The 19,841-nt window shown below is 53.9% G+C and carries 17 protein-coding genes; 3 read left to right on the plus strand and 14 right to left on the minus strand.

Translation table 11 applies throughout. The features are described from left to right. Positions 1-210: 210 nt before the first annotated feature. The 3 genes from QC823_RS11740 to QC823_RS11750 all read right to left on the minus strand — a co-directional run bounded on the left by QC823_RS11740 (position 211) and on the right by QC823_RS11750 (position 6,096). Positions 211-672, minus strand: coding sequence for a DUF6586 family protein (locus tag QC823_RS11740; protein ID WP_309656534.1), 462 nt, complete (start codon positions 670-672; stop codon positions 211-213). After that, positions 669-3,296, minus strand: a complete 2,628-nt coding sequence (topA, locus tag QC823_RS11745) for a type I DNA topoisomerase (protein ID WP_309656535.1) — start codon at positions 3,294-3,296, stop codon at positions 669-671. Before topA ends, QC823_RS11740 begins: the two co-directional genes overlap by 4 nt. 295 nt (positions 3,297-3,591) lie before the next feature. Next, positions 3,592-6,096, minus strand: coding sequence for a DUF3141 domain-containing protein (locus QC823_RS11750; RefSeq protein WP_309656536.1), 2,505 nt, complete (start codon positions 6,094-6,096; stop codon positions 3,592-3,594). 236 nt (positions 6,097-6,332) lie between these two features. Here QC823_RS11750 and lipA point away from each other — a divergent pair, with 236 nt between their 5' ends. After that, on the plus strand, positions 6,333-7,388 hold the full coding sequence (gene lipA, locus QC823_RS11755) for a lipoyl synthase (protein ID WP_309656537.1): 1,056 nt from the start codon (positions 6,333-6,335) through the stop codon (positions 7,386-7,388). A gap of 3 nt (positions 7,389-7,391) precedes the next feature. Here the strand turns inward: lipA and lipB are convergent, their stop codons facing one another. The 11 genes from lipB to QC823_RS11810 form a co-directional block, all read right to left on the minus strand. Then, positions 7,392-8,042 carry a lipoyl(octanoyl) transferase LipB gene (gene lipB, locus QC823_RS11760; RefSeq protein WP_309656538.1) on the minus strand — a complete coding sequence of 217 codons (651 nt, stop codon included), beginning with the start codon at positions 8,040-8,042 and terminating at the stop codon, positions 7,392-7,394. Between the two features lie 3 nt (positions 8,043-8,045). Next, positions 8,046-8,363, minus strand: a complete 318-nt coding sequence (locus QC823_RS11765; RefSeq protein WP_309656539.1) for an HP0495 family protein — start codon at positions 8,361-8,363, stop codon at positions 8,046-8,048. Positions 8,364-8,444: 81 nt separating this feature from the next. Continuing rightward, entirely contained in the window at positions 8,445-9,602 is a 1,158-nt protein-coding gene (locus QC823_RS11770; RefSeq protein WP_309656576.1) for a D-alanyl-D-alanine carboxypeptidase family protein, read from the minus strand. Positions 9,603-9,697: 95 nt separating this feature from the next. Next, complete coding sequence (locus tag QC823_RS11775) at positions 9,698-10,660, minus strand: septal ring lytic transglycosylase RlpA family protein (protein ID WP_309656540.1); 963 nt, start codon at positions 10,658-10,660, stop codon at positions 9,698-9,700. A 65-nt stretch (positions 10,661-10,725) separates the two neighbouring features. After that, a complete protein-coding gene (mltB, locus tag QC823_RS11780; RefSeq protein ID WP_309656541.1) occupies positions 10,726-11,802 on the minus strand; it encodes a lytic murein transglycosylase B in 1,077 nt (358 codons plus the stop codon). Positions 11,803-11,842: 40 nt separating this feature from the next. Further along, positions 11,843-13,003 carry a rod shape-determining protein RodA gene (gene rodA / locus QC823_RS11785; RefSeq protein ID WP_309656542.1) on the minus strand — a complete coding sequence of 387 codons (1,161 nt, stop codon included), beginning with the start codon at positions 13,001-13,003 and terminating at the stop codon, positions 11,843-11,845. A 3-nt stretch (positions 13,004-13,006) separates the two neighbouring features. Then, positions 13,007-14,932: a penicillin-binding protein 2 gene (gene mrdA / locus QC823_RS11790; protein ID WP_309656543.1), complete on the minus strand. Its 1,926-nt coding sequence runs from the start codon at positions 14,930-14,932 to the stop codon at positions 13,007-13,009. A 42-nt stretch (positions 14,933-14,974) separates the two neighbouring features. Further along, positions 14,975-15,442, minus strand: coding sequence for a 23S rRNA (pseudouridine(1915)-N(3))-methyltransferase RlmH (rlmH, locus tag QC823_RS11795; protein WP_309656544.1), 468 nt, complete (start codon positions 15,440-15,442; stop codon positions 14,975-14,977). Next, complete coding sequence (gene rsfS / locus QC823_RS11800) at positions 15,439-15,828, minus strand: ribosome silencing factor (RefSeq protein ID WP_309656545.1); 390 nt, start codon at positions 15,826-15,828, stop codon at positions 15,439-15,441. The genes rlmH and rsfS overlap by 4 nt, the downstream gene beginning before the upstream one ends. Positions 15,829-15,939: 111 nt before the next feature. Beyond that, a complete protein-coding gene (gene nadD / locus QC823_RS11805; protein ID WP_309656546.1) occupies positions 15,940-16,602 on the minus strand; it encodes a nicotinate-nucleotide adenylyltransferase in 663 nt (220 codons plus the stop codon). Continuing rightward, the gene (locus tag QC823_RS11810) at positions 16,599-17,900 is read right to left on the minus strand and encodes a glutamate-5-semialdehyde dehydrogenase (RefSeq protein WP_309656547.1); all 1,302 of its coding nucleotides are present in this window, start codon (positions 17,898-17,900) and stop codon (positions 16,599-16,601) included. Before QC823_RS11810 ends, nadD begins: the two co-directional genes overlap by 4 nt. A gap of 124 nt (positions 17,901-18,024) precedes the next feature. Here QC823_RS11810 and QC823_RS11815 point away from each other — a divergent pair, with 124 nt between their 5' ends. Together QC823_RS11815 and QC823_RS11820 are read left to right on the plus strand one after the other, a co-directional pair. After that, positions 18,025-18,882 (plus strand): hypothetical protein, encoded by an 858-nt coding sequence (locus QC823_RS11815; RefSeq protein WP_309656548.1) that lies wholly within the window; start codon positions 18,025-18,027, stop codon positions 18,880-18,882. Beyond that, complete coding sequence (locus tag QC823_RS11820) at positions 18,879-19,811, plus strand: GGDEF domain-containing protein (protein WP_309656549.1); 933 nt, start codon at positions 18,879-18,881, stop codon at positions 19,809-19,811. The genes QC823_RS11815 and QC823_RS11820 overlap by 4 nt, the downstream gene beginning before the upstream one ends. The last annotated feature ends 30 nt before the right edge of the window (positions 19,812-19,841 follow it).

The following is a 19,841-nucleotide window of genomic DNA, read 5'->3' on the forward strand; positions in this document are numbered from 1 at the left end:
GGTTATCTGTAATGTTTTAGTTAACTATGATGTTTCGTTTTTTGGCAATACGTTAATTTTACCAATGACGGCTAAAAGGCTTCACAGCAACAAATTTTGGCGTGCTAGCGTAGAGGAAAACACATTATCTGACTATTTCGCTATTGGCATAGAGTATTAAGACAAGGCTCAACACTTTGATAGCCCTCTTGCTGCTTTTTTAGGCTATCGTTACCATTCTTCACTTGTTTCCCGCAGCGCAGCTATCTCATTCTTAGCGCTATTGATACACGCCAGCATTTCATCGGCAAAGGCGGCCTGGCTGCCTAACGCAATCATTGAAGGATTATGAGTCGGTCGTTTCGACGCTCCTTCGCTGCTATGTAAACGTTCCAGTTGAAAAATCAGCCAACCGAGCCAAGAATCCACGTCAGCAGCAAGATCTCGAAGTCGCTGGAGCTCTGCAACGGCAGGCCCATCAGCCGCCAGCAAAAGCGGCCAACGATACTCGACAAGCCGTGCGTGCTCGGTCACCTCTTTGAGATGTGACTCAAGCGCCAGCTCCATGAGCGCGAGGGCACTCTCTTCAAGTGCCATTTTGCGCGAAGTAGCGTCCTCATCGTCTGCTACTGTCGTAGTGATCAAAAGCTCCGCTTGATAGAGCAGCTGGTTCGTCCGAGCGCGAGGTGTCACTTTCGCTTGTCCTCCACATGCCATTTACCGTTCTCAAAAGTCGCTTTCCAACCGGTGGCCTTACCATTTTCGTCGGTCATGACGTACTGCGCTTTGTTTTTGCGCGAAAACCGAATTTGCGCTGGACGACCATCCGGATCCTCGCTGGGCGCATCGAGAATGAAATGATACTTTTCCGGTAGCTCATCAGCGTGGGCCTTAAGCTCTTTCACCAGAGGGGGACGCGTTTCACGATTTTTGGGGAATTTACTCGCCGCAAGGAAGAGGCCGCTAGCCCCATCGCGCAACACATAGTGATCATCCACCTTCTGGCACTCCAGCTCAGGCATCGGGATCGGATCCATCTTCGGCGGCGCCACTTCCCCACTTTTCAGCAACTTGCGTGTGTTCTTGCACTCGCTGTTGGTGCAGCCGAAATATTTGCCAAAGCGGCCTGACTTAAGCTGCATTTCGCTGCCACACTTGTCGCATTCGATAACCGGGCCATCATAGCCTTTGATCTTGAACTTACCGCTTTCGATTTCGTAGCCGTCGCAATCTGGGCTATTACCACAGATATGCAGCTTACGGGTTTCATCAATCAAATAGCTATCCATCGCCGTACCACATTTAGGGCAACGGCGCTTGGCTCGCAGCGCTTCCGTTTCGGCTTCTTCGCCCGCGTCGGAGGCCACTGCTTCTTCTCCAGGAATTAAGTCAATCGTGGTTTTGCAACGCTCTTTCGGCGGCAGGTTGTATCCACTGCAGCCTAAAAACACCCCGGTAGAAGCCGTACGAATCTGCATTTTACGGCCACAGCTCGGGCAGTCGATATCCGTTGGCACCGGCTGATTGGGGCGCATACCGTCTTCGCTTTCAGCTTGTGCCAGCTCTTCGCGGAACTCTTGGTAGAACTCATCAAGCAGCGCTTTCCAATTACGCTCCCCTTCGGCAACTTCATCTAGGCTATCTTCCATACGCGCCGTGAACGAGTAATCCATCAAATCGGGGAAAGACTCCTTCAATCGCTCGGTCACGATATCGCCCAATTTTTCGGCATAAAAACGGCGACTTTCCAGCTTCACATAACCACGATCTTGAATGGTGGAGATGATCGACGCATACGTTGAGGGCCGACCAATGCCTTGCTTTTCCAATTCTTTTACCAGCGCCGCCTCAGAGTAACGCGCCGGGGGCTTGGTGAAATGCTGCTGGGGATCGAGGGTTTCCAGCGTCATGGGCGTCCCTTGCGGCAGATCAGGCAGGCTCTGGTCTTCGTTCTTTCCTGCTGGTTTCATCACGCGTGTGAAACCATCAAACTTAAGCACACGACCTTTAGCACGCAGTTCATAGCCATCGACTTCCACACTCAACGTCGTGGATAAGTACTCAGCCGGGGTCATCTGGCAGGCGACAAACTGACGCCAAATAAGCTCGTATAACCGTTCTGCATCGCGCTCCATCCCGACTAACTCAGTCGTTTTTCGCTCAACACTGGACGGGCGAATGGCTTCGTGGGCTTCTTGCGCGCTCTCTTTACTGCTATAGCGGATGGGGGCTTCAGGAAGGTAGCGATCGCCGTATGCCTCACCAATAAACGCACGCGCGTTTTCTACCGCCTCTTTAGAGAGATTGGTGGAATCCGTACGCATATAAGTGATGTAACCCGCTTCGTATAAGCGTTGCGCCATGGTCATGGTTTTCTTGACAGAAAACCCTAGGCGACTGCTCGCTGCCTGCTGCAACGTTGAGGTAATAAAAGGGGCATTAGGCTTTGTGCGGGTTGGCTTGTCCTCGCGCGAGGTGATCTCAAGTTCCGCTTTCCTTAGCGCGGCAATGCGATCAAGCGTCTCTTTTTCTGACGTAGGCCGAAACGCTTTGCCATCTTGGCGTGCCAACGCAAAACGCACAAGCTCGCCATCGGATGTAGCAAGGTCGGCATGGACATCCCAGAATTCCTCAGGGATGAATGCGCGAATTTCGCGCTCGCGCTCGACTATTAAACGCACTGCCACCGACTGCACACGGCCCGCAGAAAGGCCTCTAGCAATTTTCGCCCACAGCAGCGGCGAGAGCATGAAACCCACTACCCGATCGAGAAAGCGCCGGGCTTGCTGTGCTTCCACACGAGGAATATTCAGCGCCCCCGGCGCCTTAAACGCATCTTGAATGGCGTTTTGGGTAATCTCGTTAAATACCACGCGCTTGTAACGTTCGTTATCCCCACCAATGGTTTCGCGCAGGTGCCAGGCAATCGCCTCCCCTTCACGGTCCAAATCCGTCGCCAGATAGACAGCATCGGCCTTTTCCGCCAGTTTTTTTAGTTCCGCGACGACTTTCTCTTTACCGGGCAAAATCTCGTAGTGCGCTTCCCAGCCATTAGCAGGATCAATCCCCATGCGCCGAATCAACTGGTCGTGGGCTTTGTGTTTTTTATAGACGGCTTTCTCATCCGCTGACATTTTGCGCGTGAGTGCGGCTTGACGAGCGCGCTCTTTAGGGTCGGAGGCTGCCTTACCCGAGCCGCTGGTCGGAAGATCACGAATGTGACCCACGCTCGACTTCACGATGAAATCGTTGCCGAGATATTTATTGATCGTCTTCGCTTTGGCGGGCGACTCGACGATGACCAGTGACTTGCCCATAGTACTCCACTTAAATGATATGCCGGCTAAAACAGGCGGCGTTTTGAATAAAACGGTTCAACAATTAACACACAGGTAAGTCGCAATGGAACGTCGGTTAGCCTGTACGTGAAAAAATGCGCCTACCCTACCCCACGCCTCAGCGAAGCGCTAGCCCTAGTGATTTATGTGGTAAATCAGCGGCTGACGATAGAATCTATGCTAGACACTAGACTGCCCGACACGAAACGGCAACCTCTCTCCCCACGCAAAAACGCCCCGGCGATCAAGCCAGGGCGTTGTGAGACATCAGCATTTAACGCTTGCGCGTTGTGCGTTTTCGTGTCGACGCGTTAGGCGCTGACTTATTCGGCGCCGCTGATGACTGAGTCGTTGTCGCGTTACTTTCCGAGGACGTCGCTGCTGACGTTTTGTCCGCTGGTGCAGGTGAATCAGGTTGTGGTGCTTCCGGCTTTGGCGCTTCCTGCTTCGGCGCTTCCGGCTTTGGCGCTTCCGGCTTTGGCGCTTCCTGCTTCGGCGCTTCCGGCTTTGGCGCTTCCGGCTTTGGCGCTTCCGGCTTTGGCGCTTCCAGCTTTGGCTCAACCGGCTTTTCCGGGCGCGCCTGGTCAAACAGCGCTTTCACTTGATCAAAGCGTGCCGCGGCGTGCTCCGATAATTCCCCGCTAGCGGCAAACACATGCTCTAAGTGTGCAATATGCCCATCAATTTGCTCGTTAGTCTGACCTTTTAGCAACTGCGGTAAGGTCTCCAGCGCTTTCTCTCGATCGTGCTTAAGAGTAAAGAACTGATCACGCACCAGCTTTTTAAAGTCACACAGCGTTCTGCTTGGCTCTAGCTCGGCACGCGAGGCCCGCAAACGCTTAAAATTACGCTCATCGGTGGCGGGCGCACCACCCAACACATAGATCAAAGCACGCATTACGGCTTCGTGCTCACCGCCATCGGCCATACTCTTACGAATTTCTTCTTTGCGCTGCTCGATAAAGTGGCGATGCTCTAGTTCGGCGCCCGGACGACGGCGATGGATATTAGCATCACCAAACAGGCCCACCGCCGCTTGCAATAAGGGCTGGCCGTAAATATCCAAGAACATTCGCTCAATGCTGCTATCACGCCAATCGCGCACAGCGTTCAGGCTCGACACAATCTGATCAGAGACCATCCCTTCAAGCGTTTTAAAGAGGTTATCTTCCGCCACTGGGTGACGATTTTGGCGGACCATTTCCGCCATCACCGGCAGCGGCACGGTAAAGGGGTTACGGTCGGACATCAAACGGTAGCGCATACGAATGGGGTGCATGAGACGCCCCATGCGCGCGGTCTCAGGTGTAGTGATCGCTTGCAGCAAAGGTTGTACCGCCAGACGGTAAAAACCCAAATTGATCTCAGATAACCGTGCCACGGTAGCAAAACGGCGATCATCTTCTGGGCTGTGTTTAACGTCTTTGTCCAGCTCGTCGAAGTTACGCGTCTCGAATTCCAGCAAATAATCGCGCTCGATAAGCTCGGCGTCTGGACGCTCATCTGCTTGGGTAATCTTGGCTTCAAACAACCCTGGCGGCATCACGTCAATGTAGTCCATGTTAGCCGTGAATTCTGAGTGTTCTTTGCGCGAAACGCTGCCCGAAACAAAGATCCCCAGATGGCCGGTGGTATCGTGTTTACAGTAAACGATGGTTTGTTCGTTGGCGATGATATCGTCTGTACCTTCGTACAAATCACGAATCCAGCCTAGCGCCTGCGGAGGTGGCGTAATGTCATCCCCACGCGAGCAAAATACAACCACTGGTGAGCGCACGTTGCGTAGATCGATACGACGCCCATCACTCGTTAGCAACTGCGCGGTCGAAAGGCGATTGCCAATAAAAAGATTATTGACAATGTACTGAATTTCTTCACCGCCAAGCAGCACATGGCCGCCCCACCAGCGCTCAAATTCAAGATAACGCTGCGCTTCGGTATCGATGCTATCAAAAAGGTTGTACTGTTTTTTCCAATACGTGTTGGCAGGGTTTAAGCGCTCAAAATTCTGCACCAGCCAGGCACCGTCAAAAAGACCGTGACCCAGATCGTTGGTGAGCTCCGTGATCCAGCTGCCGCCTGTCATGCCGCCAGTGTAACGCATTGGCGCTTTACCGCGCTCGCCCGCCCAATAGGAAAGCGGCGCACCGGCAATCAGGATCGGGCCAAACAGATCCGGTTCTAACGCGGCTGCCATCATGACTTGCCAACCGGCTTGGCAGTTACCCACCACCATCGGCTTTTCTGTAATATCGGCGTGTAATTCGCCTATATAGCGCAAAAAGGCAATTTCTGACTCAACGACATCTTCTACCGTCTGCCCCGGCTCGGGGTACGGCAGAAATCCCACGAAATAGCAGGGATGTCCTGCACGCAGTGCTACGCCAAGTTCACTATCGGGCTTAAACCCCCCAATACCGGGACCATGGCCGGCACGTGGATCTACCACCACAAAGGGCCGTTTTTGCGCGTCAATCTCTACGCCTTCAGGGGGCAACACACGCAACAACTCGTAGTTGGTGGGGCGCGGCAATTGCCGTCCATCCATCAACACTTCGGTTTCAAACCCAAGCACACTAGGCTTTGTCTTTTGCATGTGCTCAAGATACTGATTGCCACGCTGACGCATGACATCCCAATAAAGCACGCTGCGCTCAAACCCATCGCGCCAGTAATCTACAGCAGCACGACCAAAGCCAAAGGGGTCAAATACCGTCGAAAGCAAAGATGCGCCAGGGTAGTTCTCAGCGATTTCGGTAGGATTGGCGAGAAAGTTCATAGATTCTCCCTTGGGTCATGAAAACAGTGGACCCGATAACTATTATGCTGCAACGCAATATAGTGTAAGCCACGCGACCCACAACGTCGATGAAGAATCGCAATTTATCGCGGGGTTTGTTTTTTCATCGTGACCTGCTTAAGCACGCTGTGTCTCGTTTTTACCCAACTATGTTACATTACCCATTATAGACCTCTGTCGTCACCGACTCGTATCCACAGTAGAGGCTCTCCTTTATGAGCGACAACACCTCTCAGCGCGTGTCCAGCGGTACAAAATTCCGCAATGAGCACGGCATGGCCGTTATTAAAGATGGCATCAAGCAGGGCAAAACCCAAGACGATGCACCATCACTTGAACGCAAACCTAAATGGCTGCGAGCCCAAATTCCCGGGGGCGAGCGTTTTGAAGCGGTGAAAAAAAACGTCGCGACCCATCGTTTAAGCACCGTCTGCGCCGAATCGCATTGCCCCAACATGGGCGAGTGTTGGAGTAATGGTACTGCCACGATTATGCTGATGGGTTCGGTTTGCACCCGCGCCTGCCGCTTCTGCGCTGTTGACACCGGCAACCCCAAAGGCTGGCTCGACGCTGAAGAGCCGGAGAACACGGCCAAATCGGTCAAGCTCATGGGGCTGCGCTATATTGTTCTGACCTCGGTGGACCGCGATGACTTGGATGACGGTGGCGCCTCCCACTACGCCGACTGCATTCGTGCCATTAAAACGCACACGCCCGAGGTCGTCGTTGAAGCATTGACGCCCGATTTCGACGCTGAACCCGCCGCCATAGAGCGCGTGGTAGATTCAGGGCTTGAGGTGTTTGCGCAAAACGTGGAAACCGTTGAGCGGTTAACCAGCCGCGTTCGCGACCCGCGTGCGGGTTACCGTAAAACCCTCGATGTACTCGCCCACGCGAAAAAGCACCGCCCGGACGTCCTCACCAAAACGAGCTTGATGCTGGGGCTTGGCGAGACCGAAAACGAAATTCTGCAAACTTTTGATGAATTACGTGAAATCGGCGTCGATATCGTTACCCTAGGCCAGTATTTACGCCCGACAAAAAACCACTTGCCCGTTGAGCGCTACGTAACGCCTGAAGAGTTCGAACGCTATCGCGTCTTAGGGTTAGAAAAGGGTTTTATGGAAGTTGCCTCTGGGCCACTGGTACGGTCTAGCTACCGCGCTGATCGCGTCTTTGAGAAGAACAACCTCGGTCTCGCGTCTCCGGCTGCGGTTCCCGGCCAGCAAAACAAAGACGAAAATCGCATTCCTGCTCAACAGATGGGCTAACTTTTAGCGTGTCAGTCGGCGCTCGATGCGCACCGCGAGCGCTTGTGCGAGTTGCTCTCCCACGGTTTCACAACTAACCGGCTGGTCAGTTAAGTCTGCCAGCCGCGTCATTTTCATACCGGCGTAACCACAGGGATTGATGCGCGCAAACGGCGACAAATCGCTATCCACATTGAGCGCCACACCGTGAAAACTGCCGCCTCGGCGTATGCGAAGTCCCAAAGACGCGACTTTTGCTTCGCCTGTCGCCGTCTCAACATAGACACCGGGTGCGTCAGACCGCGCGCGCGCCACAACGCTGTATCTTGCCAGCACATCAATCACAGCCCCTTCAAGTGCCGTGACCAAGTCGCGCACGCCCATCTTGGCGCGCCTAACGTCCAGTAACGGGTATAGCACCACCTGGCCTGGGCAGTGATAGGTAACCTGACCGCCACGGTCAGTCTGTACCACGGGAATATCGCCTGGCATCAACACGTGCTCAGGTTTTCCTGCTTGCCCCTGAGTAAATACCGGCTCGTGCTCCACCAGCCAAAATTGATCCGGCGTTTCGTCACCCCGTGTGTCGGTCAGCTCACGCATGGCCTCCCACACCGGCTGATAAGGGCGTCTTCCCAAGCAGTGCAGCTCAATGGGCGGCAAATCGATGCTCATTGCTTACACGACCATGTGAACACGGCCGGTCGCTTTTAAATCAAGGAACAGCTGATTAAGCTGCTTCTCGCCGGTGGCGCGAATCGTCACTCTCACCGATTGAAAGCGACCGTTGCGACTATCGATCACCTGCATTGAGGCTTCGTCGAAGTCTGGCGCATGGCGAACCAGTACTTGGCACACCGTCGCGGGAAAGTCATCCGCCGCGTCACCCACGACTTTAATCGGGTAGTCGCACGGAAAAGTGATTTTTGCCGATTTTTGCTGCGTCGCCGCCGAAGGGCGCATATCTCGAAAACCTTGTTTGCCATTCGGAGTCATTCTTTCACCTGCTAATCGATGGATGGGCGCTGAGTGATATATCATAAAGTTTCATCAGAACGCCGCTAACCAAAAGCGCGTTTAATCAAAAAAGTTGCTCAAAAGGCCGCTAAAAAAACGGCGCACTTGGTCGATCAGGCGCTTGAAAAGCCCTCCTTCCTCGACACTTTCCAGCGCGACGAGATCTCGCTCACCGACTACCTCGTCGCCCATCACCACTTCTAGCGTGCCGACGTTATCGCCCATGGATATGGGTGCATTGAGATCGTTATTCATATTCAGCCGAGCTCGTAGCTCTTCGTTACGGTTACGCGGCAGCGTCATATACACCTCTTTGTCGACGCCAATGCGAACTTCATTTCGCTCTCCGCCCCAAAGACGCGGCGTGGCCAACACAGCCCCACGTTCGTAAAGATTCATGGTTTCATAAAAGCGAAAACCATAACTCAAAAGCTTCTGTGTTTCTTGCGCACGACCCTCTTCTGAATTGGCCCCCATGACAACGGAAATCAGGCGCATACCATCACGTTCAGCAGAAGCGACGAGCCCATACCCGGCTTCAGAGGTCCAGCCTGTTTTCAGGCCATCAACACTCGGGTCGCGCCACAAAAGACGGTTACGATTCGGCTGATCAATACCGCCGAAGGAGAATGTCCGCTCGGCATAGGTCGCATAGTGTTCGGGGTAGTCATTAATAATATGCTGAGCGAGAAGCGCCATATCCCGTGCACTGGAGTAGTGATTTTCACCCGGCAGGCCAGTCGCATTTTCAAAATTGGTATTATTCATGCCCAGGCGTGCAGCATGTTGATTCATCAAATCCGCAAAAGGCCCTTCACCACCTGCTAGATGTTCCGCCATTGCCACACTGGCATCATTTCCTGAGACGATGATAATGCCGTGCAATAAGTCTTCAACAGAAACCTGCGTGCCGACTTCGATAAACATTTTTGAGCCGCCAGTGCGCCATGCTTTTTCACTGACGCTCACCATGTCATCAAAATCAATGGTGCCACGGTCAAGCTCTCGCTCGACCAAGAACGCCGTCATTAGTTTGGTTAGGCTCGCCGGCGGCAATCGCTGATCGGCGTTATGTTCTGCCAGTACATGCCCACTATTGGCATCCATCAATATCCACGATTTAGCTGCCAGCTGAGGCGAGGCGGGAATAATGGTTTGTGGCTGGGGAATTACCTGGGCGGAAACCGGTAATGCGGCCGTCATCACCACAACGGCCATCAACAGCGCGAGTAAGCCAAAGCCAAAACGACAACAAAAACGGCGCAAAATAAAATCGTTCATCACAGATATTTTCTCACTTGGGTAAAAAGTCATTATTTCACAATAAAGGCTTGAGGAAAGCCTGCCTGGCGAAGCGATTCGCGCAGTGACTGTTCATCTTGTTGACGCCTAATCGGCCCGACCTGTACGCGATACACATCGGCTTCGCTAGTAATGCGCACATTGTGATCTAATTCGCTTTGCAGCTGCTGTTTGAGCCGGTCGGCACTTTCTGCACTGCCCAAGGCAGCAATTTGCAGATACATAGGCATCGCTTCATTTGCCGGCTCAGACGTTGACTCAGCTGCCGTGGATGCTGGTGTTAGAGTGTCGCGCTGAGCAGGGCGCGAAATCTGCGTAGGTACTTCTATCTGCGCCGGCACTTCGACCTGCCTTGCCGTTTCGCGTTTCGTTTGAATTTCACGCTGAGACGTATCTGCTTGCCAACGCTTAGGATCGATGGCCTCGACGCTTACACGCCCCGTACCCTCATCGATAAATCCAAGGCGTGACGCTGCAGCGTAGGAGAGATCAATCTCTCGCTCGCTATGGAATGGGCCACGATCGTTAACACGCACAATGACCGAGTTACCGTTATCTAAACTCGTCACGCGTGCAAAGGTCGGTAACGGCAAAGAACGATGCGCTGCGGTCATTTTGTACATATCGTAAATTTCACCATTGGAGGTAGCATAACCGTGAAATTTCTCTCCATACCAAGAAGCAACTCCTTCACGCGAATACCCCGTCGAATCTGGCAATACGCGGTATGTTTTACCCCAAACCGTATAGCTTGAGCGATTACCGGCTCGCGAAAGCGGCTCGTCTTTAGGCTCGGCATTAGGGACACGAGAAACATCGGGCGGGTCAAGCGGGTAGGCATCTCCACTCATGGCATAACGCTCACCACTGCTGCTAGAGGCTGATTGCTGGGTTTGTTGCAGGCCCGCATCGCTTGAATTCTCAGTACGTTGGGTATCACGGCTTGCACAGCCGCTCAAAAATAAGGCTGCCATAAGCACCGTCAATAACACTGACGTAACCGCCCTGGATCTCGTAACACCGACATCAGGCTGCCTCTTCATCGTTCGCCCTCTTGCTGCGTTTTATGCGCTTGCGCAATAGCCTCAGCAAGTTCAGCAACCGCCATTGCATATAAATGACTGTGGTTATAGCGCGTTATTACGTAAAAGTTAAAGCCCCCAAGATAATAGGCTTGGCTACCATCCTCCAATGTCAATCGTAACGGCACAATAGGCATATCTTGGAGGGATGAAATGGCTTTTGCGTTCTCGCCCACGGGAATAAGCCCTGCGCGCTGAGCTTGCGCTAACGTGTATGAAGGGGCCGAGGTTTGATTGAACATGGTCGACATTTGGTCGTTATCCCCTTTGGGCGACATGTCAGCACGCTGATAAATCGGCGCCCCTGCCTGCCAGCCATGCTCGGCAAAGTAGTTAGCCACGCTGCCAATGGCATCCACAGGGTTGTTCCATAAGTCTCGTTGCCCATCCTCATCAAAATCGACCGCGTAAGCTTGGTAACTGGTCGGAATGAACTGCGGGAACCCCATCGCACCGGCGTAAGAGCCGGTTAACTCAGCCGGATCAACATCCTGTTCATGGGCAATGCGCAAAAAAGCCGCAAGCTCACCGCGAAAAAAGGCTCCCCGCTGCGGGTGATGAAACGCTAACGTCGCCAGCGAATCCAACACCCGATGGCGACCTTTGTAGCGGCCATAATACGTTTCCACTCCAATGATAGCGGTGATGACCTCAGGTGGCACGCCGTACTCAGCCTCTGCACGCGCTAGCGTTTTTTGATGCTGACGCATAAACGCAACCCCTTCCTCAATACGCTGCGCAGTGAGAAAGATGTCACGATACTCGTGCCATTCCAATCGCCGCTCGGCCGCACCGGCCATGGCGTCGAGCACTTCTTGGCGCAACGTTGCCCGCTCAAGTGTCTGAGTTAACCATTCGGCAGGCAACCCTTGCTCCACAAGCTCCTCGACTAACGCTTCGGTATCGGCATTCACACGGGGGTCAAAACCTTGTGCTACTGCCATATTAGTGGCTGCACTCACCCCTACCACCCATCCTGCTATCGTCATGCTTACCACAAAGCGCTTTGCTCGCTGCTTACTGGCCGTTTTCATTGTTGACTCCCAAAGCCTTACCGCTTGCCAAGCTGGACGCTTAGCGGGACAAAAGCCGACGGTGCGCATGTATCGACATCAAGACCCCAAACCCTGCCAACAGCGTCACGCTAGATGTGCCACCATAGCTAATCAATGGCAGCGGCACACCCACCACGGGCAAAATGCCGCTCACCATCCCAACGTTAACAAAAACATAGATAAAAAAGGTGAGAATAATACTGCCCGCTACCAAACGGCCAAAGGTATCTTGTGACGCCCCTGAAAGCCATAACCCACGACAGACAATCATAAAATAGAGCAAAAGCACCGACAGCATTCCGATTAGGCCAAACTCCTCGCCCAACACAGCAGAAATAAAATCGGTGTGACGCTCGGGCAAAAACTCTAGCTGTGATTGTGTGCCTTTAAGCCATCCCTTTCCCCAAAGACCGCCACTACCAATGGCTGTGGTCGATTGAATAATATTCCAGCCCGAACCAAGCGGGTCACTATCGGGATTCAAAAAGGTGAGCACACGCTGACGCTGATAGTTGTGTAGGTTCATCCACAGAAGTGGCAATGCAGAGGCCGCCAACACAGTCGCCAAGCCTATCAGCCGCCAGGATAACCCGGCCAAAAGCACTACAATAATGGCGGCACTGGCAACCAACAGGGAAGTCCCCAAATCTGGCTGAGAGGCAATCAATGCGACCGGCAGGCCGATTAATACAGCACATACGGCAATATCGCGCAGTTTTGGGGGTAATTCACAGCGGTTTAAGTAGGCAGCCACCATTAACGGAACCGCCAGCTTCATCATTTCCGACGGCTGAAAACGCACCACACCGGGAATCACCAACCAGCGTTTGGCACCCATTCCCATATCGCCGAAAAACTCGACCGCCAGTAGCATTAAAACCCCAACCCCATACGCTACGGGTGACCAACGCAAAAAGGTTCGCGGAGAAAACTGGGCAATAATGACCATCACAACCAACCCAACACCGAAGCGGATACTTTGCGCATACACGGCTTCAATACGCTGACCTGAGGCACTGTATAAAACAATGAGGCCTAATCCCATTAACACCAGCAGCAAGCCACTTAGCCACGGGTCAATGTGTATGCGCTCCCAAAGGCTTTTGCGCCGCGCCATGCCGCTATCAGGCGGACGTACCGGATAGCGACGTAACCCTCGTGTTAACGTCAACCACGCCATACGCTAATGCCCCTCACTATTGGCGGTGATGTTTTCCAATGTATCGCGAACATCCTCAACGGCGGGCGCCTCATCTTCTAAAAGCCAAGCATCCGTCATCGCGCGGGCTAAGTGAGCGGCGTGCGTACTTCCCCCTCCGGCATTCTCGACAATCACCGAGACAGCAATCTGGGGGTCTTCCAGCGGGGCAAACGCCATAAACAAGGCGTGATCTCGTAGACGCTCTTCCAACTCATCGGCGTTGTAACGCTGATCTTGCCCGAGCGAAAACACCTGTGCGGTGCCCGATTTCCCCCCCATCCGGTAATCTAAGCCCACGCCTGTACGACGTGCTGTGCCTTCATGCCCGGTCAACACTTTTTCCATACCGCTGAACACGCTGTCCCACCAACTGTCTTGCGTAAGTTCAATATTGTCTGGTGTATTGGGCAATGCTTTCGGAATGGGCTCAGCATCTAACTCACTGGCCAAGCGTGGTTTGACCCAATCACCACGGTTCGCAAGCGTCGCCGTGGCAGTTGCCAGTTGTAGCGGCGTCACCTGCCAGTAGCCTTGGCCGATACCGACTGATAGCGTCTCACCAGGGTACCAGGGCTGGTTATAGCGCTCGCGCTTCCACTCCCGAGAGGGCATCAAACCGTCACTCTCACCTTGTACGTCATGCGCTACGCGCTGACCAAACCCGAACGCTGTCATTTGTTTATGCAGCCTATCGATACCTAAATCATGGGCTAACGAATAGTAATACGTATTATTGGAAACGGCGATCGAGCGCTCAAGATCTACCCGACCATGCCCCCAGCGCAACCAGTTACGGTAGCGGCGTGTGTCATTGGGCAGTTGAAAATACCCTGGGTCATTGATGGTCGTGTCCGGTGTCAGCGTGCCTTCCCGCAGCGCCGCCAAAGCCAAAAATGGCTTAATCGTCGAGCCTGGGGGGTAATGCCCCCGTATCGCCCGATTAAACAGGGGTAAATCAAGGTTTTGTTGAAGCTCGCGATACGAGGCGACATCAATACCGGTGACGAACTGATTGCTATCAAAACCTGGCGCCGAGACCATCGCGAGAATATCGCCGCTTTGCGGCTCAATCGCAACAATCGAGCCCCTGCGGCCAGCGAGCAAGTCGTACGCCAGCATTTGCAGTTCTTTATCTAGGGTTAGTGTGAGGTTTTTGCCGGGCGTTGGGTCGGTTCTCCCAAGCTCGCTCAACACGCGGCCACGGGCATTGGTTTCCACTTTTCGCAGGCCCGCTTCACCATGAAGCTCGGATTCATAAAACTTTTCCACGCCGGTTTTGCCGATAAAGTGCGTGCCGGCGTAGCTTCCTGAATCCAGCGTTTTGAGTTCTTGTTCATTGATGCGGCCGACGTAGCCAAGCGCATGCGCCATCACCTCGGCATCAGGGTAATAACGCAACAGCTGTGCCTCCACTTCAACCCCCGGCAAACGATGGCGATTGACCGCCAGCCGGGCAATTTGCACCTCACTCAAATCGCTTATTAACAATGCAGGCTGGAAGGGACGCTGGCGCTGACGGGAGCGAAGATGAAACGCTTCTACGTCTTCTTCCGGTAAGTTGAGAAGTTCGATCAAAAGCGCGAGGGTTTTATCCAAATCCTCGACCCGCTCACGCACAATCGTCAAATTGTAGGTTGGGCGGTTCTCCGCTAACAACACACCATTACGATCGTAGATAAGCCCGCGCGTGGGGGGTAGCGGCTCAACCCGCACGCGATTGTTTTCCGAGCGTGTACTGTATAGGTCGTGTTGCACGACTTGTAGGTAAGCCAGCCGCCCCATCAGAAGTGCCATCAGCGCGGTTACAAACAGAAGCGCAAGCAAGGCGCGAACACGAAAAATACGCAGCTCATACTCACTGTTTTTTAATCTGTCAAAGCGCTGAGGCTTAGGGCGGCTAGGTCTCACAACACTCCTAAAGCGCCCGCCAGTGGGGCGCTGTCAACGGCTCTAGCGATGATAAGGATGACCGACTAACAGGGTCCAAGCACGATAGAGCTGCTCGGCCAGCATGATGCGCACCAGCGGGTGAGGTAGCGTTAATGGCGATAGCGACCAGGCTTTATCCGCTTTTGCGGAAAGCGAAGGATCTAACCCATCAGGGCCACCAACAAGCAGCACAATGTCTTTTCCTAGCATTCGCCACTGATCAGCTTCTTGAGCCAATGCCTGTGTTGACCAAGCTTTCCCCTTCACTTCTAGCGCCACTAGGTATTCATCGCCTTTCAGTTTTTGACGAATACGTTCAGCTTCTTGCGCGCGCGCCTTGGCGACATCGGCGTTTTTACCGCGCTGCCCCAAGGGGATTTCTTCTATCTCAAAACTGAAATCGCGCGGCAACCGCTTACGATAGGTATCAACACCCTCTTCTACCCACGCAGGCATTTTGGTGCCCACCGCGAGTAAGCGGATTTTCATGAGGTTGAGACCTGATCTTCCATCCGTTCGCGCACAATCTCGTGCGCTGTCGCGCTATCGGCAGGCAAATCTGCCCATAAACGCTCAAGATCGTAGAGTGCACGTGCTTCCGGGAGCATGATGTGTACGATGATGTCGCCGAGATCGACAAGCACCCAATCAGCATTGTTCCCGCCTTCAACGCCGCGAGGCTGCATCCCTTCGGCTTTTGCCTTTTCCACAAGATTTTGTGCCAACGCCGAGACATGGCGTGTCGAGGTGCCGCTGGCAATGATCATAAGATCCGTGACATCCGTGAGCTTTGCCACGTCAAGTTGGGTGATGTCGCGGGCTTTAAGTTCTTCTAGCGCGTCAATCGCTAGCTTTTTCAGTGTATCGATGTGCATGACTCCTAAGTGCCAACCTCTTGGGGTGGATATAAAGCCGGCCATTGTAACCGCTTATGTTGTGACTGCCAGTGCTTATTAAAGCGCACGTATTTACGCTTATTTGCCGCGTTACGACAATCGATAAAGACATTGATGTTCAATTTCGCGTTCTACCGCCTCAGGTAGCAAATAGCGCACGCTATCTCTGTTAGCTAAACGGCGCCGAATTTCAGTCGCCGAGATTCCCATTGGCGATGGCAGCGTCACCGACAACACGCGCCCATGCGGCAATGCCATTAACGCTGGCACAGTATTGACTTCACGCCCGGCAAGCAGTTCCAACAGCGCCGACGAACGCTCTGGCGAATAGCCCGGACGCGCCATGACCACGATATGCGCTAATTCAAACAAATGTTCAGGCTGATGCCAGTCAGCCAGCTTTAAAAAGGCATCCTGCCCTAGGGCCATGATTAAGCGCGCCTTATTGCCGTAGTCACCGCGTAACGCCTCAAGCGTAAGCAGGCTGTAAGACGGGCCATCGCGGCGAAGTTCGCGATCATCCGCTATCAAACCTGGTGTATCGCCAATTCCCGCTTTTAGGAGCGCTAGACGCTGCTCGGGAGAAACCTGAGGACGATCACGCAGTGGTGGTTGGGGCGCCGGTATCATGTGCAATCGATCAAGCCCGAGCGCTTCACATAACTCTACGCCGCTACGCAAGTGACCGAGGTGCACCGGGTCGAATGTGCCGCCAAACATCCCTATGCGTGGAGGGCGAGCAAGTGCTGTCATTGACGCACCTGACCGTCACCCAGCACCACGTATTTCTGCGTTGTTAGCCCTTCTAGACCCACAGGGCCGCGCGCGTGCAACTTGTCGGTGGAAATACCGATCTCGGCACCCAAGCCATACTCAAAGCCGTCGGCAAACCGCGTAGAGGCATTCACCACCACTGAGCTTGAGTCGACCTCGGCCATAAACTGACGCGCCAAGGTGTAGCTTTCTGTCACGATGGCATCGGTGTGGTGCGAACCGTAGCGTTCAATATGGGCGATAGCGTCTTCAATGCCATCGACGATTTTAATCGCCAGCACAGGGGCTAAGTACTCTTCACCCCAATCCTCCTCACTGGCAGGCACTGCCTCTGGCACAAGCGCTTGCGTGCGCTCACAGCCGCGCAGTTCAACGCTATGCTCGGCAAAGGCACGCGCTAATTCAGGGAGCCACGTTTCAGCCACCTTTGCATCCACCAGTAAGGTTTCCATGGTATTGCAGGTACCATAGCGGTGCGTTTTGGCGTTAAGGGCAATCGCGCGCGCCTTATCCAGATCCGCCGTGGCATCAACATAAACATGGCACACGCCATCCAAGTGCTTAATAACCGGCACCCGCGCCTCGCGGGAGATACGTGCGATCAGCGACTTTCCCCCGCGCGGAATAATCACATCGACGAACTCAGGCATGCTGATGAGCTCGCCCACCGCGGCGCGGTCGGTCGTGGCGATTACCTGAACGCTACCTGCCGGCAAGCCCGCCTCGGCAAGCCCCGCTTGGATGCATGTGCTCAGCGCCGCATTCGATGATGCCGCTTCTGAGCCGCCGCGCAGAATACAAGCATTACCTGATTTTAAGCACAAACTTGCCGCCTCCATCGTGACGTTGGGGCGTGATTCGTAAATAATGCCAATGACGCCGAGCGGTACGCGCATTTTTCCCACTTGAATGCCGCTTGGGCGTGCACGCAGGCCATCAATTTCACCCACCGGGTCGGGCAACGCAGCCACCTGGTTAAGCCCTTCGATCATTGCATCGATACGTGCATCGTCAAGCGCTAGGCGATCAAGCAGGGCCGGGTCTAAGCCATTATCACGGCCGCGCTGCATATCGCATGCGTTGGCTTTGAGCACGTCTTCACGGGCGGCATTAAGATGCTCAGCCATCGCGGCTAAAGCGCGGTTTTTGCACCCGGTGTCAGCGCGGCGCAGTTGATGCGCGGCATCGCGGGAAGCACTCCCAACGGCACGCATATACGCCGGAATATCGGCGGTTAACTCAACTGCTGGATTAGATAATGGGGTAGAAACGCTCATGCCCTCTCCGTGTATTATGATGATGAAGCTAAAGTTAGTTTAGGCAGCGTGCTTTGAAGTGAGTATGATGCGGGTAAACATGGCATCGCGCTCCATACAACGCGGAAATCAATCATAAGGCACCATGCAAAGTAAATACAAAATTCGACTTCTGCGCGGCAACCTGCTTGCGGTGGCAATCGTATTAGCCCTATGGACACCGGCAGCCCCGCCGAAAGCGGCACTACTCCTTTGGCTTTCCGTCGGCTGGCTGGTGATGACCGCTATACTGCTGGATTTCAGCCATCGTCGCCCGCGGGGGGTGCCTTGGCAACTGCTCCCGGGCGCACTGTTAGTCGGACTGATTGCCGTCGCACCGGAACGCCACAGCCTATTAATTTGGGCATGGGCGGCGTTATTTATGCTGCCGCAAATGCGCTGGGTCGCGGCCTTTAACGTGAGCGGCATGGCGTTAAGTTTGGTATTAATAGCGCCACAGCTATCGCCTCCCAGCTGGTGGCTAATGGCGCTCTCGCTCGGCGTGTTAAGCCTTTTAGCGCTTTCCCGCGCGCGGCAATTGACCAACATGAACGGCACTATCCGTCAGCGCTTGCGGCTCATCCCGGGGTTTAACCTATGGGCGCGCGAGCAGTTGCTACGTGATCTTCCCACAGAACAGACACGTTGCGAGCGCGAGGGCATTCATGGTGAGCTGTTAATCCTACAAGTAAAGCGGCAAAAACTCTGGCACGTAGCCCGCCAGCTGTGTGAGCAAACGTACTACTTCGAGAACGTCTACCGCCTTAACGGCACGACACTGGCGACGGTACTGCTGTCCCGTTCACCTAAAGAAGCAAAAGGACGTCGCGAACGCTTACTCGCTGAACTCCCCGACATCTTGGGCCACCGGTCGGTTGAGCTGATTGAGATCGAAACTGACCCGTTCGACTTAAGCAACCTTACCCGTTCTGAGCCCGCCACCAGCGTTCACGAGGCGATATGATTGAGCGCATTCCAAGGCACCTGATGACGCTCGCTTACAGCGCCAGTTTAGTGCTCATGGCAAGCTACACCACGTGGCTATATGCCATAGGTGCTTATCATAATTTGGTCATCCCAAGCTTCACCGTGATGTTGCTCTCAACGGCCCTTTTGATGCATATCAGCAATGGCATCAGACCTTGGGTTCCTCGCCTGATCTTGCTCATCAGCACATATATTGTGGTCGCTGCAGCCCTTTCCCAGCATCCCGGAACATCATTATTATGGCTTGGGCTACCCCTCACCGCCGCGTTCATTCTTTTGCCCTTGTGGGCAGCGCTGAGCCTCAACGCGGCGCTGATCCTTACGGCGTGGTGGCTAACCCCGTTATATTACACTGCCTCAAATGAATTATTGGTCGGGCTTTTCGTTGTCATGCTTTTGCTCGCCTTACCGCGCTGGGAACATGGTCGGCGTCAAGCGCTGTTACGCGCCACCGATCCAAATGATGATGAGTGTAACGCTTTCCATCGAGATACTTTACATACGCGTTTGTACAGCGAGTATCAGCGCGCTGGCGTACTTAATCGGCGTTTAGCGGTGTTGGTGGTCCATTTGCCGCAGTTTGATATGGCGGGCGAGCAATTTGGCCATCGCGCGCAGCTAGCGTTATTGGACGCACTATGCCACGAAGTCAATATCCACTGCCGCGACCACGATATTCTAGGCCGCGCTGACAGCGCTTCCTTTTGGATCGTCCTGCCCGATACCAGCGAAAGCGGCGCACTCCTTGTGCGTGAGCGGATTCAACGTGCCATTTCACGCTGTGTACTGGTCGAAACGGGCCAAGTCGAAATCAATATTGCCGCCTGTTTGCCTCGCGCTCAGGAATCGTTTGAGCACTTTACCCAACGCCTTGAAGCCCGTGGCGCTTCTCTCTCCAACGCTTAGCCTACCTTTTCTGGATCTACTGACTCTCCG

The organism is Vreelandella vilamensis, from assembly GCF_031451755.1.
Classification (GTDB): Bacteria; Pseudomonadota; Gammaproteobacteria; order Pseudomonadales; family Halomonadaceae; genus Vreelandella; species Vreelandella vilamensis.

Bases quoted from the DNA above. Each gene is read 5' to 3' on its own strand.
- lipB (WP_309656538.1), bottom strand. From the start codon at position 8,042: ATGAGCATCGATTTGCCGCCCATTGAGCTGCACTGCTTGGGAAGACGC.
- lipA (WP_309656537.1), top strand. From the start codon at position 6,333: ATGAGCGACAACACCTCTCAGCGCGTGTCCAGCGGTACAAAATTCCGC.
- nadD (WP_309656546.1), bottom strand. From the start codon at position 16,602: ATGACAGCACTTGCTCGCCCTCCACGCATAGGGATGTTTGGCGGCACA.
- mltB (WP_309656541.1), bottom strand. From the start codon at position 11,802: ATGAAAACGGCCAGTAAGCAGCGAGCAAAGCGCTTTGTGGTAAGCATG.
- QC823_RS11750 (WP_309656536.1), bottom strand. From the start codon at position 6,096: ATGAACTTTCTCGCCAATCCTACCGAAATCGCTGAGAACTACCCTGGC.
- topA (WP_309656535.1), bottom strand. From the start codon at position 3,296: ATGGGCAAGTCACTGGTCATCGTCGAGTCGCCCGCCAAAGCGAAGACG.
- QC823_RS11775 (WP_309656540.1), bottom strand. From the start codon at position 10,660: ATGGCAGCCTTATTTTTGAGCGGCTGTGCAAGCCGTGATACCCAACGT.
- rlmH (WP_309656544.1), bottom strand. From the start codon at position 15,442: ATGAAAATCCGCTTACTCGCGGTGGGCACCAAAATGCCTGCGTGGGTA.
- QC823_RS11765 (WP_309656539.1), bottom strand. From the start codon at position 8,363: ATGACTCCGAATGGCAAACAAGGTTTTCGAGATATGCGCCCTTCGGCG.
- QC823_RS11770 (WP_309656576.1), bottom strand. From the start codon at position 9,602: ATGGCCGTTGTGGTGATGACGGCCGCATTACCGGTTTCCGCCCAGGTA.
- QC823_RS11820 (WP_309656549.1), top strand. From the start codon at position 18,879: ATGATTGAGCGCATTCCAAGGCACCTGATGACGCTCGCTTACAGCGCC.
- rodA (WP_309656542.1), bottom strand. From the start codon at position 13,003: ATGGCGTGGTTGACGTTAACACGAGGGTTACGTCGCTATCCGGTACGT.
- rsfS (WP_309656545.1), bottom strand. From the start codon at position 15,828: ATGCACATCGATACACTGAAAAAGCTAGCGATTGACGCGCTAGAAGAA.
- QC823_RS11810 (WP_309656547.1), bottom strand. From the start codon at position 17,900: ATGAGCGTTTCTACCCCATTATCTAATCCAGCAGTTGAGTTAACCGCC.
- QC823_RS11815 (WP_309656548.1), top strand. From the start codon at position 18,025: ATGCAAAGTAAATACAAAATTCGACTTCTGCGCGGCAACCTGCTTGCG.